General features: G+C 32.9%; 11 protein-coding genes and 1 tRNA gene. 5 read left to right on the forward strand and 7 right to left on the reverse strand.

Annotated elements, in window-relative coordinates; all coding sequences use genetic code 11:
* The first annotated feature begins 24 nt into the window (after positions 1-24).
* Genes lolA1 through ribB form a run of 3 tightly spaced genes read left to right on the forward strand, consistent with a single transcriptional unit; the run spans position 25 to position 3,831 of the window.
* Positions 25-660, forward strand: a complete 636-nt coding sequence (gene lolA1 / locus ACXAG4_RS13050) for an outer membrane lipoprotein periplasmic chaperone LolA1 (protein WP_475296861.1) — start codon at positions 25-27, stop codon at positions 658-660.
* Positions 661-668: 8 nt separating this feature from the next.
* The gene (locus ACXAG4_RS13055; RefSeq protein WP_475296525.1) at positions 669-2,657 is read left to right on the forward strand and encodes an LptF/LptG family permease; all 1,989 of its coding nucleotides are present in this window, start codon (positions 669-671) and stop codon (positions 2,655-2,657) included.
* Positions 2,658-2,673: 16 nt separating this feature from the next.
* Positions 2,674-3,831 (forward strand): 3,4-dihydroxy-2-butanone-4-phosphate synthase, encoded by a 1,158-nt coding sequence (ribB, locus tag ACXAG4_RS13060; protein ID WP_475296526.1) that lies wholly within the window; start codon positions 2,674-2,676, stop codon positions 3,829-3,831.
* A 50-nt stretch (positions 3,832-3,881) separates the two neighbouring features.
* On the opposite strand, the gene ACXAG4_RS13065 is transcribed toward ribB, so the two are convergent.
* Positions 3,882-5,075, reverse strand: a complete 1,194-nt coding sequence (locus ACXAG4_RS13065; RefSeq protein WP_475296527.1) for a DegT/DnrJ/EryC1/StrS family aminotransferase — start codon at positions 5,073-5,075, stop codon at positions 3,882-3,884.
* Positions 5,076-5,188: 113 nt separating this feature from the next.
* Complete coding sequence (locus tag ACXAG4_RS13070) at positions 5,189-5,818, reverse strand: NAD(P)H-dependent oxidoreductase (protein WP_475296528.1); 630 nt, start codon at positions 5,816-5,818, stop codon at positions 5,189-5,191.
* Between the two features lie 185 nt (positions 5,819-6,003).
* Between ACXAG4_RS13070 and ACXAG4_RS13075 the strand changes: the two genes are divergently transcribed.
* Positions 6,004-6,088: transfer RNA gene (locus ACXAG4_RS13075), tRNA-Ser, on the forward strand.
* Positions 6,089-6,211: 123 nt separating this feature from the next.
* Here ACXAG4_RS13075 and ACXAG4_RS13080 read toward each other — a convergent pair.
* Positions 6,212-7,768: a sulfatase family protein gene (locus tag ACXAG4_RS13080; RefSeq protein WP_475296529.1), complete on the reverse strand. Its 1,557-nt coding sequence runs from the start codon at positions 7,766-7,768 to the stop codon at positions 6,212-6,214.
* Between the two features lie 391 nt (positions 7,769-8,159).
* Here ACXAG4_RS13080 and ACXAG4_RS13085 point away from each other — a divergent pair, with 391 nt between their 5' ends.
* On the forward strand, positions 8,160-10,877 hold the full coding sequence (locus tag ACXAG4_RS13085) for a carboxypeptidase-like regulatory domain-containing protein (protein WP_475296530.1): 2,718 nt from the start codon (positions 8,160-8,162) through the stop codon (positions 10,875-10,877).
* Between the two features lie 92 nt (positions 10,878-10,969).
* Here ACXAG4_RS13085 and ACXAG4_RS13090 read toward each other — a convergent pair whose 3' ends face one another.
* The 4 genes from ACXAG4_RS13090 to ACXAG4_RS13105 are packed head-to-tail and all read right to left on the reverse strand — an operon-like array spanning position 10,970 to position 17,069.
* Positions 10,970-12,598, reverse strand: a complete 1,629-nt coding sequence (locus tag ACXAG4_RS13090; RefSeq protein ID WP_475296531.1) for a glycoside hydrolase family 43 protein — start codon at positions 12,596-12,598, stop codon at positions 10,970-10,972.
* A 14-nt stretch (positions 12,599-12,612) separates the two neighbouring features.
* Complete coding sequence (locus ACXAG4_RS13095; protein ID WP_475296532.1) at positions 12,613-14,247, reverse strand: glycoside hydrolase family 43 protein; 1,635 nt, start codon at positions 14,245-14,247, stop codon at positions 12,613-12,615.
* 6 nt (positions 14,248-14,253) lie between these two features.
* Positions 14,254-15,489 (reverse strand): glycoside hydrolase family 117 protein, encoded by a 1,236-nt coding sequence (locus ACXAG4_RS13100; protein ID WP_475296533.1) that lies wholly within the window; start codon positions 15,487-15,489, stop codon positions 14,254-14,256.
* 41 nt (positions 15,490-15,530) lie between these two features.
* Positions 15,531-17,069: a sulfatase family protein gene (locus tag ACXAG4_RS13105; protein WP_475296862.1), complete on the reverse strand. Its 1,539-nt coding sequence runs from the start codon at positions 17,067-17,069 to the stop codon at positions 15,531-15,533.
* Positions 17,070-17,128: the final 59 nt, after the last annotated feature.

Consider the following 17,128-nt stretch of genomic DNA (forward strand, 5'->3'; position numbering starts at 1 on the left):
ACAATGAATTTTATACATACAAAAATGAAACTTATAGCCACTTGTTTAGTGTTACTAATATCAGTAAACGTTTTTTCACAAAACAAAGGTAAAGCCTTGTTAGACGACGTATCAAAAAAAGTAAAAAGCTATGATAATATTTCCATTGCTTTTAAATACACGCTTGAAAATATTTCAGAAAATATTAAACAAGAAACACGCGGCGATGTAGTTTTACAAGGCGAAAAATATAAATTGAATATTCTTGGAATTACCCGTTTGTTTGATGGTTCAAAACTATACTCTATTAGTCCAGAAGATGAAGAAGTTACCATTTCAACTGGTGGCGAAGACGAGGAAGATGCCATTACACCAAGTAAAATGCTTTCATTTTATGAAGATGGTTACACCTACAAATTAGATATTCAGCAAAATATAAAAGGCCGAAAAATTCAGTACGTAAAACTTACTCCAATAGATTCAAACTCAGAACTTAAAAGCATATTATTAGGCGTAGATGCGCAAACAAAACACATTTACAACCTAATTCAAACAGGAAAAAATGGTGCAAAAACCACTTTAACTGTAATTTCTTTTAAAACAAATGAGCCTATATCAAAAACCTTATTTACCTTTGATGCCAATAAATATCAAGATTATTACATCAATAAACTAGATTAGGTTTTACCTTGAAAATACTAGACCGTTACATACTAACATCGTACCTTAAAACTTTTATCAGCGTGTTTTTAATACTCATGCTGATATTTATTTTACAAACTATTTGGCTGTATATTAGAGAGTTATCTGGTAAAGATTTAGACCTCATTATAGTTGGCAAGTTTCTAATTTACTTCATGCCAAAACTAATACCGTTGGTATTACCGCTTACTATTTTGTTATCATCAATAATGGTATTTGGTAACTTTGCCGAAAATTATGAGTTTGCCGCAATGAAATCTACAGGCATTTCATTACAGCGTGCCATGTCTGGTTTAAGTATTTTTATTGTAATATTAGCAACCACAACATTTTTCTTTTCAAATAACGTTATTCCATGGGCAGAATTAAAATCTTATAACCTAAGACGAAACATTGCCAAACTAAAACCAGCTATGGTAATTGCTGAAGGACAGTTTAATGAAATAATGAATTACAACATTAAAGTTGAAAATAAAAGTGGCGATAGAGGGCAATATTTAGAAGATGTTATTATTCACATAAAAGGAAACGATGGGCGAAAAAATGCCACAACAATAAAATCTGAAACTGGTGAATTAGCAAGTTCTGAAGAATCAAACGTTTTAAAACTTATACTTTATAACGGAAATTATTATACAGATATAAATCCGTCAAAACCCGAAGACCGAGCAAAAAAACCCTTCGCTAAAAGTACTTTTGAAAAGTATATTATAAATATAGATTTATCTAACTTAAATGATGTTGATTTAGACGAAGAAAGTCAAACAGATAAATATAGTATGCTAACTGTTAGAGGACTTAACAAAGCCATTGATTCTTTAGAAAAACGAAAAGATGACGATGTTTTAGCCCTATCAAAAACACTTATGCAGCGCTCATCGGTAAGCAGACCTGTTAGAGTAAAAAAAGATAAAGAAAAAGCTGAAACCATTACAACTACTGAAAAAGATTCTGTTTTCTCTGGTGATATTTTAGAGCTTTTTAATACACGTAAAAAAATAGAACTTGTTGATGCTGCTAACAGAGCAATTGTTAGTGCTAAACAAATTTTGGCGTCTAAAAAAACAACACAAAAAAAATCTAACGAGTGGTTAAACAGGCACTACATTTCATTACATGAAAAATTTGCCCTAGGTTTTGCGTGTATTATTCTATTTTTTGTGGGTGCACCGCTAGGTGCTTTAATAAGAAAAGGCGGTATTGGTTTACCTATGGTTATTGCTATTTTATTGTTTTTAACCTATCATTTTATAGGAATTTTTGCAACAAATAGTGCTAAAAAAGGCGGTTTTAACCCTGTTTTGGCAAGTTGGTTTTCAACGCTAGTAATGCTTCCTTTAAGTGTGTTTTTAACAAGACGCGCCACTGCCGATAGAAACTTATTTGAATTTGGTAGTATTAGCGAGCCACTACGTAAAATTTTCAAAATAAAAGAAAAAGAAAGTGTTGATTATAAGTTTTTAAACCCATTAACCAATGATGAGCTCTACAACATAATAAATAATTTTGAAGCACTTGGTCATGATGAACATGTGCGTTTTGAAGCTATAAAATTATTAAAAAGTAGAGACGTTGATAACAATACACTTACTGAAAAAGTTCACTTAAACACCCAATATTCAAAAGCTGAAACTACTTCAAACAACTACAAAGTTCATGCAAAATTTGCCATATGGCTTTTTGGTATTGGCGCTGCACTTTTAATATTACACTTTGTATTTAAAAACAATAAACTACCTCATTTGGCATCGGCATCCATACAATTAAGTATTGTTTCTTTTGTATTATATGCAGTTTATTATATAAAATCACTAGTAAACTTAAAACAGTTTTACAAATATGTAAATAAGCCTAAAAAAATGCCAAATGCAATTCTTTTAATACTTGGCTTTCCTTTATACATGGTTACCTATCTTTTTTTAAATGTAAAAATTAAAGAAGACTTAAGAATTTATTGTTTAGAATCTTTAAAATAAGCAATATCTTTGCTAAATGATAGCAGATACTATGACACACAACCAAAAGCAATTTAAGCTTAACACAATACACGAAGCCATTGAAGACATTAGAAATGGCAAAGTTATTATTGTTGTTGATGATGAAAACAGAGAAAATGAAGGCGATTTTTTAGCGGCTGCCGATAAAGTTACACCACAAATGATAAACTTTATGGCAACACACGGTAGAGGTTTAATTTGTACACCTTTAACCGAAAACCGTTGCAAAGAGCTTGAATTAAATATGATGGTTAGAAATAATACCGACCCTATGGAAACGGCCTTTACCGTATCTGTAGATTTACGTGGTGGTGGTGTAACCACTGGTATTTCGGCTAGTGATAGAGCTAAAACCATACAGGCTTTAACAGACCCAAATACAAAACCTTTTGAGTTAGCACGCCCAGGACATATTTTTCCTTTAGTGGCTAAAGAAGGTGGCGTTTTACGAAGAACAGGACATACAGAAGCTGCCATAGATTTTGCAAGATTAGCGGGTTTAAAACCAGCTGGTGTTATTGTTGAAATTATGAATGAAGATGGCACCATGGCCCGTTTGCCACAGCTTATTGAAGTAGCTAAAAAATTCGATTTAAAAATTGTTTCTATTGAAGATTTGGTTGCTTACCGCATGCAACACGATTCTTTAATTGATAAAAAAGAAGATTTTCAAATTGAAACACGTTTTGGTAGTTATAGAATTAGAGCTTACAAACAAACCACCAACAACCAAGTACATATTGCTTTAACTAAAGGCACTTGGAAAGCTAATGAACCTGTTGCTACTAGAATTAACTCAACCTTAATAAACAACGATATTTTAGGCACACTTACTAATAACGCAGATAAGCAATTAGATGATATGTTTAAAGCGGTTGAAAAGGAAGGCAAAGGTGCTGTTATATTTATAAACCAAGAGGCGCAATCTATGAACATTTTAAAACGTCTTGCGTTTTTAAAAGCTAACCAAAGCCAACAAAATGTTACTAAAGCACCAAGAATAAATATGGATAACCGTGATTTTGGTATTGGCGCCCAAATTTTACACGATTTAAACATACATAAACTAAAACTAATATCTAATAGCCAACAAACCAAACGTGTTGGTTTAATTGGTTATGGTTTAGAAATTGTAGATTACATAAATTATTAATAAAAAAAGGAGCTTAAAAGCTCCTTTTTTTATGTGTATACATTATATTTTCACAAAACTGTTTTAATAATCTCAGCCATTTTTTGGCCTCTTGCCCTCACCTCATCTTCTGTCCAAGATAGTTTTATTAGGCACGAAATGTTTCTACCAATATAATGATCAGACATTTCAAAAGTTTTGGTATCTAAATATTTTAAACCATCTTTTACCTCTTTTGAAATGGGATATAATGATTTTAATTGCTTTAAATGCTCCCATTTACGTATGTAATGCCAATTATTATCGTAATAATTCCAACAGGCATCGATACCGCCATTTTTAAAGCCTTCAATTACTTTTCTGGCGGTTTCTAAATCTGGTAAAAAGAAATTGAAAAAAGCACCACTTTCTTCGCCTCCTTGTGGTACGGTTCTAAACGTTACTTCTTTAATATTTGCTAAGGCTTCTTTTAAAATATTTAGATGTCTTCTTTGAATTTGTAAAAACTCTGGTAAGCGTTGTACTTGCGCTAAACCAACGGCTGCATGTAGCTCTGAAATTCTGAAATTATATCCCAAAAATGGGTGTGTTTCTGCACCACGATCATTCCCTACGTGGTCATGTCCGTGATCACTGTAATGATCGGCATTTAAGTAATATTGTTCAATATTGGTTATTACGGCTCCGCCTTCTCCACAGGTTATGGTTTTTACAAAATCGAATGAAAAGCAACCTAAATGCCCAATGCTACCTAAGGGTTTACCGTTATAAGTACCACCAATGGCTTGACAAGCATCTTCTACCAACAATAAATTATGTGTGTTTGCTATGTTTTGTAGCGCATCCATATTGCCCATACTGCCACACATTTGCACTACCATAATGGCTTTTGTTTTTGGTGTTATGGCTTGTTGTACTGCTTTGGGGTTTAGGCATAAAGTATCATCTACATCAACTAAAACGGGTATGGCTCCTAATGCCATAATAGCTTCAAAGCTAGCCACAAAGGTAAAGGTTGGCATTATAACCTCATCGCCTGCCCCAACACCTGCTGCTGCTAATGCTACGGTTACGGCTGCTGTACCGCTAGATACTAATTGTACGTGGTTGGTTTTAAATGTTTTGGTTAGTTTTTTTTCTAATTCTTTGGCTTTGTAATGGCCGTTACGCATGGCATCAAAGCCGTAGCGCATTAATACACCGTTTTCTAAAACATCGTTTAGGTGTTGGCGTTCTAGGTCTCCAAATAATTCAAATCCTGGCATATATTGTGTGTTTTTTGTGCGTTAGGGATTGTAGTGGAAATCCTTTTTTAGCCTTAAAGCTAAAAAAGATTGCAACGTAAAGCCCGACCCCTTGTGGGTAACGCCCTAATATTTTATAGTTCTATTATTGTTTCGTTTAATGACATTCTTACTTTTTTAAAGTTGGCAAACATATCGTCATCAGCTCTGTGGCCTACGGGTAGTAGTAATACTGATTTTAGGCCTTTTTCTTTAAGGTTTAAGGCTTGGTCATAGGCGGTTGGGTTGAATCCTTCCATGGGGCAAGCGTCTATGCCTTCTACGGCGCAAACGGTCATTAAATTGCCAAGGGCTATGTAGGCTTGGTTTTTAGACCATTGTTGTTGTTGCTCTAAGGTCATGTTTTGCAACATGTTTGTTAGGTTTTCTTTGTAGGGTGCTAGTATTTCTTCGGGGGTGTTTCTGGTGGTTTTTATGTTGTTAAAAAAGGCGTTAACATCTGCTTTTAAAACGTGTTCTTTAATACAAATTACTAGTAAATGCGAGGCATCTTGCACTTGTGCTTGGTTAAATGTGTGTGGCACTAATGCGGTTTTTAATGCTTTATTTTTAATTACTAGTAGTTTGGTTGGTTGTAAACCGTATGAAGTGGCTGTTAAATTAAAGGCTTGTTTTAGGGTGTTTACTTGTTGGGGTGTTAGTATTTTTTCTGGGTTAAACTTTTTGGTGGCGTAGCGCCAATTGAGTTTATCTATTATGTTCATTTTACAATTTTCTTTATACAAATGTAGTATTTGCAGCGTTATTTTTTACTAATTGCTATGTAAAATGTGTTGCTGTTGTGCGTGTTAAAATTATTTTTTGAAAAAAGTGATATTTTATTTGATAGAAACGAAAAAGGATTTTATATTTGCACCCGCATTGAACAAATAGTTCATGAGGCACTCAAGGAGAAATGGCAGAGTGGTCGAATGCGGCAGTCTTGAAAACTGTTGAGGGTCACACCTCCGGGGGTTCGAATCCCTCTTTCTCCGCAACAAAAGCTCTACTTTAATTAGTAGGGCTTTTTTTATTATAGTATATTTCATAAATAACTATAAAAAAAGCCCTAAAACAATAGCTTTAGGGCTTGAATTAATTTTAAAAAATGTAAGCTATTACTTCAACTCTAACTTTTGCGTTTCACTAAAGCCTTCACCTCTCAATTTAATAAAGGTTTCATGCATTTCCTTTAACTTTTCAGGTTTAGCTTCTGCTAAGTTGTTTTTCTGACTTAAATCGTCTTTCAAATTAAAAAGCATAGGCACATCACTATTACCAACTTCTATATTTACTTGCGTGTTTAAAGGTTTACCACCGTAGGCTGGAATATAAATATAATCTCCGCTACGTAAAGCTGTTCTTGAGGTTGCTTCAATAATTAAATTATCTCTACCTGTATTGCTTTTTCCTAAGAAAACATCTAATAATTCCTTACTATCGGTTGAGTTTTCTTCTGTTCCCACCAATTTAGCAAGAGACGCTAATAAATCCATTTGACAAACTAATGCATTGGATGTTCCTGGTTTAATTTGTCCTTTCCAGTAGGTAATAAAAGGCATGCGTGTACCTGCTTCAAATAAACTGTATTTACCTCCTCTTAAAACGCCTGCTGGTGTGTGGTTTCCTATTTTAGTATCGGCATCATCATAATAGCCATCGTTTAAAACGGGGCCATTATCACTTGAAAAAACAATTAACGTATTATCTAAAACACCTTCTTCCTCTAAGGTTTTAATGAATTCACCAATACACCAATCTGCTTCTAAAATAACATCGCCTCTTGGGCCCATTCCAGACTTACCAGCAAACCTTGGGTGTGGTGTGCGCGGTACGTGTGGTTGTTGCATGGCGTAGTATAAAAAGAAAGGTTGGTTTTTATGTGTTTTTACATAGGTTTGTGCTTTTTCTAGGAAATGGTCTGCCATATCTACATCGCTCCATTTTGCAGCTTCTCCGCCTTTCATGTAGCCTATTCTTGGTATACCATTTACTATACTGTTATTATGCCCGTGGTGCCATTTCATGGTTGTTAACTCTGGGTTGTCTTTTCCTGTTGGTTGTCCTTCAAAGTTATTTTTATAATCCACTTCAATAGGGTCATTAGGGTCTAAATTAACTACATGCCCGTTTTTAATATACACTGTAGGAACACGGTCTTGGGTTGCTGCAAGAATATATGATTCATGAAAACCTACTTCATTTGGTCCTGGCGATACACGTTTATTCCAGTTAACATTACCTGAGCCTAAACCTAAATGCCACTTACCTACTATAGCTGTTTGGTAACCTTGTTTTTTAAGCATTTTTGGTAAGGTTTGTTGTTCTGTGCTAATAATTAATGGTGCTGTACCTGGTAAAATTTTAGCGTTTTTGTTTTTCCATGGGTACATACCAGTTAACAATGCGTATCTACTTGGTGTACATGTTGCCGATGATGCATAACCATTAGTAAATTTTATTCCGCCGTTAGCCAAGGCGTCTATGTTTGGTGTTTGTAATTCTGTAGCGCCGTATGCGCTTAAATCTCCGTAGCCTAAATCGTCTAAATAAATTACAACTATGTTTGGTTTTTGGGCTGTTTTGGTTTTAGAAACATCAGCCGTTTCCTTTTTGTTTTTAGCACAACTAATTATTAAAAGTGTGCTTAAAAAAAATAATACAAGCTTGTTCATTTTTAATATATTCATTTTATGTTTAGTGTTTATGTAATTACAAATATTGCACTTTTTTAATTATACAAATAACCAAATACCTTTTTGTATACCATAAATGGTTAATATACCCCTAAAATTTGGTTTTTAAATTTGAACAAAACAAAAAAACTGAGTTTGATTTATTGTAGTTGTATGTTTAATACATGTAGCCACAAGTAATTTTTAAAACTAAATTTTTGTATTTATTTAAAACATTACATTATAATTTAACGTTTGATAATAAGGTAACAAATGGTTTATTCTTATTTTGCATAATAATTGCCTAGGTTTTGTATAACCTTTTTTAGCAATAAATTTTTCTTTTGTTAAAGGCTTCCTTATAATTTAGCTTCAAACTTAAAACAGGCTCATGTTTCAATACATTTATAAGATTTTTTTAATTTGTTTTATTACTAACATTGACTATTGCCAAACTACACCTGCTATAAAAGGTAGTGTTTTTGATGAGCAAAATTTACCTCTAGAATTGGTATCTGTGGCTTTTTTAAAACAAAAAGACTCTACACCTATAAATTACACAATTACAGATAGTAAAGGTTATTTTTCAATGGCCGATGTACCTAAAGGTAATATTACCGTGCAAATTTCATTTATGGGTTTTAATACTTTTAAAAAAAATATTACATATAACAACACGCCTATTGATTTAAAAACCATTGTACTTAAAGAAAGCCCCAGTGTTTTAGATGCTGTAACAATATCAGCTGTTGTTCCTGTACAAGTAAAAAAAGATACGCTGGCTTTTAATGCAAGTGCTTTTAAAGTGAATGCTGATGATAATTTAGAATCTTTACTAACAAAATTACCTGGTTTAGAAATAGAATCTAACGGCAAAGTAGTTGCTCAAGGTAACAAAGTAACCCGAATTTTTGTTGATGGTAAAGAGTTTTTTGGCGGCGATCCTGCATTGGTTTTAAAAAACCTTTCGGCCGATGCCATTGAAAAAGTTGAAATAATTGATAAAAAAAGTGAAGATGCCGAACTTACTGGCGTTGATGATGGTAATAAAGAAATGATTATTAATTTCACCTTAAAAAAGAGCAAAAAAAATTTGGGCTTTGGTAAACTTGCCGCTGGTACGGGTTTAGATAGCCGCTATTTTAGTAATTTAAATTACAATAAATTTAATGCCAAAACACAAATATCTGTAATAGGTAAGTTTAATAACATTAATATAACTGGCTCTAACATTCAAGGTTTTTTAGAAAATGCCAATGGTATTGCCGATGAAGATGATGATGATACTAGCAACAACCCGAAAACACGAAGCCTTAGCGGCTATTTAAAAACCGAAGTTGCGGGTGCACATTTTGGTCATGAATTTAAAGATAAAGTTGATGTTAATGCCGATTATTTTTATAACCTTTCGGAAAATAAAGGTGCTTCTTCTTCAAAAAGAATATCATTTACAAATATGAATAATTTTGATTATGAATCTGAAGATACGTTTAACCGGTTGTCTAAAAATCATAACTTCAATTTTAATTATAAACACCGTGCCAATAAAAATAATAGGCTTATAGTTAGAGGAAAATTAAATGCCATTGAAAACATAACTAATGATACCAAAAACGGAACATTTACCAATAGTGATGGTGAATTAACCACCACAAACCAACAAAACCTGCATAATAACAACACACGCAACACGGCTAATTTCAACATAGATTATTACCAAAAACTACAAAAAAACGGACGTAGTTTTAATACCGGTTTTAACACCACTTTAAATACACAAAACAGAGAAAATAACCAATACACATTTACGGTTAGAAACTTACACAAAACAACGCCTAATGAACGAGAAATTGAAACAGTTAGAGATGAAAAATTTAACAACAATAACTACAATTTCAATTTTAGGTTTACTGAACCTATTGCAGATAAACATTACTTTAAACTACAATCTTTTTTAAGGTTTAAAACCGAAAAAGAAGATATTTATCAATTAAAAAACACCATTACAGATAACCAAGAAGAGTTACTAGCCTTTAAGTATAAACACTTAGAAAACAGTTTCCAAACACGCTTTGCTCATAATTATGTGTCACCAAAATTAAACATTTTCAACGCTTTAGAACTTCAAGATTTAAGCCGAAATTTTGGCATAATTACAGAGGCTTCAATTACCAAAAACTTATTTTTTTTAAACCCTATTTCTAATATTCTTTATAAACCTAAAAAAGGCCATAAATACAGGTTAGCCTATAAAAAAGTAATACGAAACCCCAGGAAACAACAGAGTTCTACGGTTATTAATGATTTGAATCCGTTTTACATAAGGCAAGGAAACCCCAATTTAAAGGCTGAAAAAATGAATGAAATAGCACTAACTGCAAATGTTTTTAATTTTAAATCTTCAACTACTTTCTATAGCCGAATTTTATACCAACATGCCACCAGTGCTATTGTACAAAGTATTGCTATTGACGATAATTTTGTTAGAACTCGTAGTTACCAAAATAGTGGCAACAGAAAAGTGTTTACAGCCAACTTTAGCCTTAGCAAAAAACTAAAAGGTCTTGGGGTTAGGTACACTTTAAAAAACAAAAATGCTTACAGAACTTCAAATTCTATTATTAATTTACAACTTAATGATGTTACATCAAAAGACTTTTTTGTTGGCTTATTACTTGAAAACTCTAACAAAAATGTTGTTGATTTAAAATTTGGAGCCGATTATAGCGTTAATAATACCGATTTTTCTTTAGAAGAAGATTTAAACCGAACTTACAGACAACAAAAATATTTTTCAATGTTTGATTATGATTTAACCAGTAAATTAAACATAAACACACAGTTTGATTATATTGTTTTTTCTGATAATCAATTTTCATCAAACACTACATTACCAATTTGGAGTGCTGCATTTTCATACAACCTATCTAAAAACAAAAAAAATATATGTAAGCTCCTTTTAATAGACTTATTAAACAAAAATGTTGATGTTTACAGGCGCAGTACTACCAATTATTTTGAAGAAACTACCTCTGAAAGTTTAGGGCGTTATGTTATTTTAAGCTACACTTATAAACTTAATAGTAAGCCAAAAAACAAAAAAGCATAAATGTTTAAACTACTAAACCATAAACTAACGTAATAGAATAATTTAAATTGATAATACAGTGCTATTATTGGTTATTCAATAGAACATTTCTTTTAAAACTTATACTCAAACCAATCAAAACTTGCAGTTTTACTACTTTTATTTCCTGAAGAAGTAGCATACATGCCAACATAAACACCGTTAAAACGTTGTGCAACATCATCAGATACTATGGTGTAATCTTGTGTGTTTGCAATTGGTTTTAAGCTATGTTCATCTTCACCATAAAAAAACTGAGCTTTTATTCCATTTACTTCAACTTTAAAAATGACTTCTTTTTTAGTATATGCTACTGAAGCTATTTTTTCAGATTTAAAATCACCTTTATTATCTTTTTGTAATGTTTTTAATAAAACAATTTCATTTTTAGTTTTTAATAATTGAAAATGATTACCATGTCTTCGATAAATAACTAAACCTGCGCTCTCATTCTCTTTTTTTGTTTTAAAAGCTAATTTAATAGAGGCTGTATAATTATGATGACGAGTACGTTGCGCTATAAATGAAGGGTTTACTAATTCTGAAACTGTTTCAGGACGTAACTGCAATTCTAAAACACCATTGTTTATTTTATACCACTTAAATTTTGGCGATCTTAAAAAGTTCCATTCTAAAGCTAAAGTATTTTTATTAAAATCATCTTTTTCTGGAATTTCTGGTACGGGTGTCCATGGTAAATTTGGCCGCTCTTGTTCTGCTTGCAATAAACCTTTACCTGGGTTATAAATTGGTGTAATTCCACTTTCTTGTTGTGTCATTTCTACTTTTGCCAAAAAGGTTTCTCTGGCAAGAGTTATAAAACCATTAACGCGTCTTTTGGCTAACAAAACACTCCACCAATCGCCATTTTGTGTTTGTACCAAATCGGCATGTCCTGTTTGACCAATAAAGTGTGTTTTTCCTAAATGACGATGTGTCATAACAGGGTTTGCATGGTTGGGTATGTATGGACCCCATAAGCTTTTACTATTAAAAACAGTAACAGCATGGTATTCTCCAGTTCCACCTTCACCAATTAACAACAAATATTCGCCATCAATTTTATATAAATGAGGTCCTTCTGCCCATCGAGCATTAGATGCATGCCCATAAGTTAATTGTTTTTTTTCGCCTAAAAGCACTCCTTTGTCAGGGTCTATTTCTTGCATCCAAACACCGTTTTTTCCAGGCCATTCTTTTTGAGTTCCATCAACAATTCCTGCTCCTGTATAATAACATCGTCCATCATCATCCCAAAATAAAGAAGGGTCTATACCTGGTGCATTATCAATCCACATTGGGTCACTCCATGGTCCTTCAGGGTTTTTAGCAGTAATTATAAAATTCCCCTTTTGCCCTACCATTGTAGTGATTATATAAAAGGTACCATTGTTATACCTAATAGATGGCGCAAAAATGCCATTTGAATTTCTAAGTCCATCTTTATAAACTATTTGATTTGGCCTGTGTAAACCATAACCAATTTTTTGCCAATTAACTAAATCTTTACTTTTATGTATTGGTAAACCAGGGTACCACTCAAAAGAAGAGTTTACCATGTAATAAGTATCATCTACTCTACAAATTGAAGGATCTGGATAAAACCCAGACAAAATTGGGTTTTTAAAAGTTTCAGGTGCCTTTTGTGCTATTACTAGATATGAAAACAGATATAATAAAAATGCTGTATGTTGTTTTTTCATGCTTATATAAATGTTTAGTTTATGTTTCTATTTTGGAACCAATTAAAAATGGCCCAATTACTACTTTTTATATTGTTTGAAGTAGCATATAATCCTGCTACAGTACCATTAAATCTTCCAGCAATTTCATCACTAAAAATTGAAAAATCTTGAACTACACCTATTGGTTTTATATTGCTTTCATTTTCACCGTAATAAAACTGAAGATCTAAATTATCCCCTTTTACCTTTAAAACAACATCTTCTTTTGAATATGGTACTGTAGCAACAACCGTTTTTGTTGATGCTGCTCCTGTTTCTTTTAATGCTTCTGTTTTTATTAAAGAAATAGTGTTTTTTTCTTTCAATAATTGATAATGCGTACTTGATTTTCGGTAAACCACTAAACCAGCTTGTTCTTTATTGTTTTTAGCACTAAAAGTTAACTGTGCGCTTATTTCAAAATGATGAGAACGAATACGCTGAGCCCAAAATGAAGGATTTACCAAACTATCAATTACTTTTGGTCTTAATTTTAATTTTAACTTTCCTTCTTCTAATTTATACCAATTTTCAATGGGCGAACGCAAACAAATCCATTCTAAACCCAATTTTTTATCATTAAACTCATCTCTTTCTTTTAATTTGTCAACCGGTGTCCATGGTAAATTAGGGCGTTCTTGTTCAAACTTAAGTAAACCTATTCCTGGATTAAAAATTGGGGTAACACCACTTTCTTGATTAGTCAATTCTACTTTTGCTAAAAATGTTTCTCTGCATAAAACAGATTGACCATTAATTGGTCTTTTAGCATGTAAAACACCCCACCAATTGCCATGTTGGGTTTGAACTAAATCGCCATGACCTGTTTTAACTATAGGGTATGTATAGCCTAAGTGTCTATGGGTCATTACAGGGTTTGCATGGTTAGGAATATATGGCCCCCAAAGGCTTTTACTATTGAAAACTGTGATAGCATGATTTTCGTTAGTACCACCTTCAGCTACCATTAAAAGGTACTCTCCATCAATTTTAAAAAGCCTAGGTCCTTCTGTCCACATAGCATTTGAAGCATGCCCATGCGTAAGTTGTTTTGGTTCTCCTAATAAATCACCCGTTTTAACGTTTATTTCCTGCATGAAAACACCATTTATTCCTGGCCATTTATTTCTATTTCCATTTACGATGCCTGCAGCTAAAAAATAAGATTTACCATCATCATCCCAAAATAGTGTAGGATCTATACTCCACGGGCCTTTAATCCAAATAGGGTCAGACCATGGACCTTCAGGGTTATTAGCTTTAACAATAAAATTACCATTACAACCAACACAAGTACAAATAACATAAAATGTTCCGTTATTATATCTAATGCTTGGAGCAAACATACCCAATGAATTATCTAAACCGTCAGGAAAGTGTATTTGATCTACCCTTTCTATAGCGTGTCCAATTTTTTCCCAATTAACCAAATCTTTACTACGCATTATAGGTAACGCAGGAAACCATTCTAATGTAGGATGTGTCATGTAATAAGTATCACCTACTCTACATATTGAAGGATCTGAGTGAAAACCTGAAACAATTGGGTTTTTAAATGTTTTTGGAGTATTTTGAGAAAAAACAAAAACACTTAATAGAAAAACTACTATTTTGAATACTGTTTGCATTTCTTTTTAATCTTTATACCCATCAGCAAATTCAGCTTTAATATTTCTATTTCTTGAGAAACTAAACCTAGATATATACTGGTCATTAGCCCACCAAGGCTTACCGGGATAATTTTTAGACACGTGATGAAGCCCCCAACTCAAAGCCTTGGTTGGATGCTTATCATTATCTAAAGTTGTAACAAGCCCCATAGCCGAAGGCACCCAGTTTACATAAGACATTATTTCAAAATTAATACCATCTGGCGCATATTGAATGGTTTGTCTTTCGGGTCCATCATGTGATGACACCATAGCAATACCTTCTTTGTATTTCCATACACACAGCTCATGCCCACTATGTGTAATTGGGTTGTATTCGGATTTAACATAAGGCCCCATTATACTATCGGCAATGGCAACACCCCAACGAATTTCACGTCCGCCAGCTGTATTTCGTTCACCCATGCGCTCTCCTTTGTAATACAAATAGAATTTATTTTTATAATACAGTAATGTTGGGTCATGTACCTTCTGGCTATCAAAGCTTCCTTGAGATTTTACAGCAAATCTATTGTCTTCATCTCCTAACCATTCGCCATCTTTTGCAGCTTCTAAAATAGGTGATTCAAGTCGTTTCCACGGTCCATTTGGACTATTGGCAATAGACATGCCTACCGTATTAAAAGTTCTGTTTAAGTATGGTGCTTTAACGCATTGATACACCAAATAATATTTACCTTTATGTGCTAAAATTTCAGGAGTAAAAACAGACCTATCATCATAAGCGCCTTTTGGGCCATAGGTAATAGCTACACCTTGCTCTTTCCAATCCCAACCATCTTTTGATGTTGCATACCAAATTTCGGTTTTATCCCAAGGGAATACTTTTTTTTCAGGATCACCCGTACCAAACCCATACGTTTCACCTACAGATTTTGAGTACCAAGTGTAATACAAACCATCAACCTGAATAACCATTGTAGGATCGCGGCGTATAACACCTTTTTCATAACCTATATCTCCTTTTAACTCGTGATTATTGAAAGTGCCAAACCACTGGTCATTTTTATGATAATTGTTTCTTAATGCTCTTTTTGATGCGGCACTCATTTTATCGGGGTTTCCTATAGCAAGAAAATCATAATCTTCTTGCGTATAATGTGGTTTAGTTTCTGTAATACTTTCAGTTTTTGATTCTTGCTTAGTATTACATGAAATAAGTAGTATGAAAGAACACAAAATGGTAATAAAAAACTTCATTGTTTTTAGTTTAGTGTTTTATTGAGGCGCTTACACCTATATTAATCATTCCAATGTTTGTTAACTATAGCTTGTATTTCAGGAAAGTTTTCATCAGTTTCATTTAAATCTATACGTTGTTGTTTCAATTGGGCCTTCATTTTGGCTATAATGGCTTTGTATTTAGGATCATTATAACGGTTATGCAATTCTTCAGGATCGTTTTTTAAATCATAAAACTCCCATGTATGAGGTGTTTCGCGTTCAATGCCATAATATTGTGTTGCCCAATAATGCTTTTTAAAATCTTCTTCGGGCAAATAATGTTTTCCGTAGTAAAACATAAGTTTATAATCTTTTGAACGCACCCCAAAATGTGCTGGCACATAATGGTGAATAATATGCATCCAATAACGGTAATAAGTAGTTTCTCGCCAGTTATTTTCTTCTTTACCTTGTAGCGTGTTTATAAAACTTTTACCTTGCATGTAATCTGGTGTTTTACCTCCTGCAAGCTCAATTATTGTTGGTGCATAATCGGTATTATTTACTAACAAATCTGTTACACTTTGTGGTTTTATCATTTTTGGGTAATGCATAATGTATGGCATGCGCATAGCTTCATCATACATCCAACGTTTATCTTGTAAATCGTGTTCACCAAGTATCATACCTTGATCTCCTGTATAAATTATTACAGTATTTTCCCAAAGGCCTTCGGCTTTTAAATAGGCAAATAATTTTCCTAAATTATCATCAACACCTTTTACGCAGCGTAAGTATCGTTTTAAATAATCTTGGTAAGCTACATGTGCAGAATTTGCGCGCCCTTGTAAACTATCGTTATGAAAAAAGATATTATAATTTCTGTACATATGCCTGTTAGAAACCGATGTACCAATATAATTTGTAAGCGAATCATTTTTTCCTCTTGTACCTTCAGAACCCCAATTAGGTTGATAATACAGGCTTGATGGTTCAGGAATTTCAGTATCAGCTAAAAAATCTTCATATCTAGGCGCATATTCAAACATGTCATGAGGCGCTTTGTAATGATGCATTAAAAAGAATGGCTTGTTTTTATCTCTATTTTTTAAATAATCAATAGAGGCATCTGTAATAACATCTGTTGAATGCCCTGTAGTTTCTACTTTATTTTTTTTCCAAGCGCCTTTACCTTTTTCGTAAAACGAAGGATTAAAATACTTACCTTGACCTGGCAGAACTTTATAATAATCAAAAGCCGAAGGTTCTATATGTAAATGCCATTTTCCTATTATTGCTGTTGAATATCCAAGTTTTTTTAATTCTTTTGGTAAATATTGCTTTTCGGGATCTAAGGCAATATCCAAATCTAAAACACCATTAGTTTGCGGGTATTGCCCAGATATAATTGAAGCTCTGCTAGGTGTACAAATTGAATTGTTACAAAATGCGTTGGTAAAACGCATACCATTATTGGCTAATTTATCAAGGTTAGGCGTTAGGTTTAATTCTGATAATCTACCACCATAGGCACCAATGGCTTGTGAGGTGTGATCATCAGACATGATGAAAATAATGTTGGGCTGTTTGTTTTGTGCAAACAAACTATTACACATTAATAATACTATAATTAATAGTTTTAATGCTTTTAAAACCGATGTAAAATAGCAAGTAT

It is taken from the genome of Seonamhaeicola sp. ABD4_175, from assembly GCF_056160885.1.

Bases quoted from the DNA above. Each gene is read 5' to 3' on its own strand.
- lolA1 (WP_475296861.1), top strand. From the start codon at position 25: ATGAAACTTATAGCCACTTGTTTAGTGTTACTAATATCAGTAAACGTT.
- ribB (WP_475296526.1), top strand. From the start codon at position 2,674: ATGATAGCAGATACTATGACACACAACCAAAAGCAATTTAAGCTTAAC.
- ACXAG4_RS13065 (WP_475296527.1), bottom strand. From the start codon at position 5,075: ATGCCAGGATTTGAATTATTTGGAGACCTAGAACGCCAACACCTAAAC.
- ACXAG4_RS13070 (WP_475296528.1), bottom strand. From the start codon at position 5,818: ATGAACATAATAGATAAACTCAATTGGCGCTACGCCACCAAAAAGTTT.
- ACXAG4_RS13080 (WP_475296529.1), bottom strand. From the start codon at position 7,768: ATGAACAAGCTTGTATTATTTTTTTTAAGCACACTTTTAATAATTAGT.
- ACXAG4_RS13085 (WP_475296530.1), top strand. From the start codon at position 8,160: ATGTTTCAATACATTTATAAGATTTTTTTAATTTGTTTTATTACTAAC.
- ACXAG4_RS13090 (WP_475296531.1), bottom strand. From the start codon at position 12,598: ATGAAAAAACAACATACAGCATTTTTATTATATCTGTTTTCATATCTA.
- ACXAG4_RS13095 (WP_475296532.1), bottom strand. From the start codon at position 14,247: ATGCAAACAGTATTCAAAATAGTAGTTTTTCTATTAAGTGTTTTTGTT.
- ACXAG4_RS13100 (WP_475296533.1), bottom strand. From the start codon at position 15,489: ATGAAGTTTTTTATTACCATTTTGTGTTCTTTCATACTACTTATTTCA.
- ACXAG4_RS13105 (WP_475296862.1), bottom strand. From the start codon at position 17,069: ATGTGTAATAGTTTGTTTGCACAAAACAAACAGCCCAACATTATTTTC.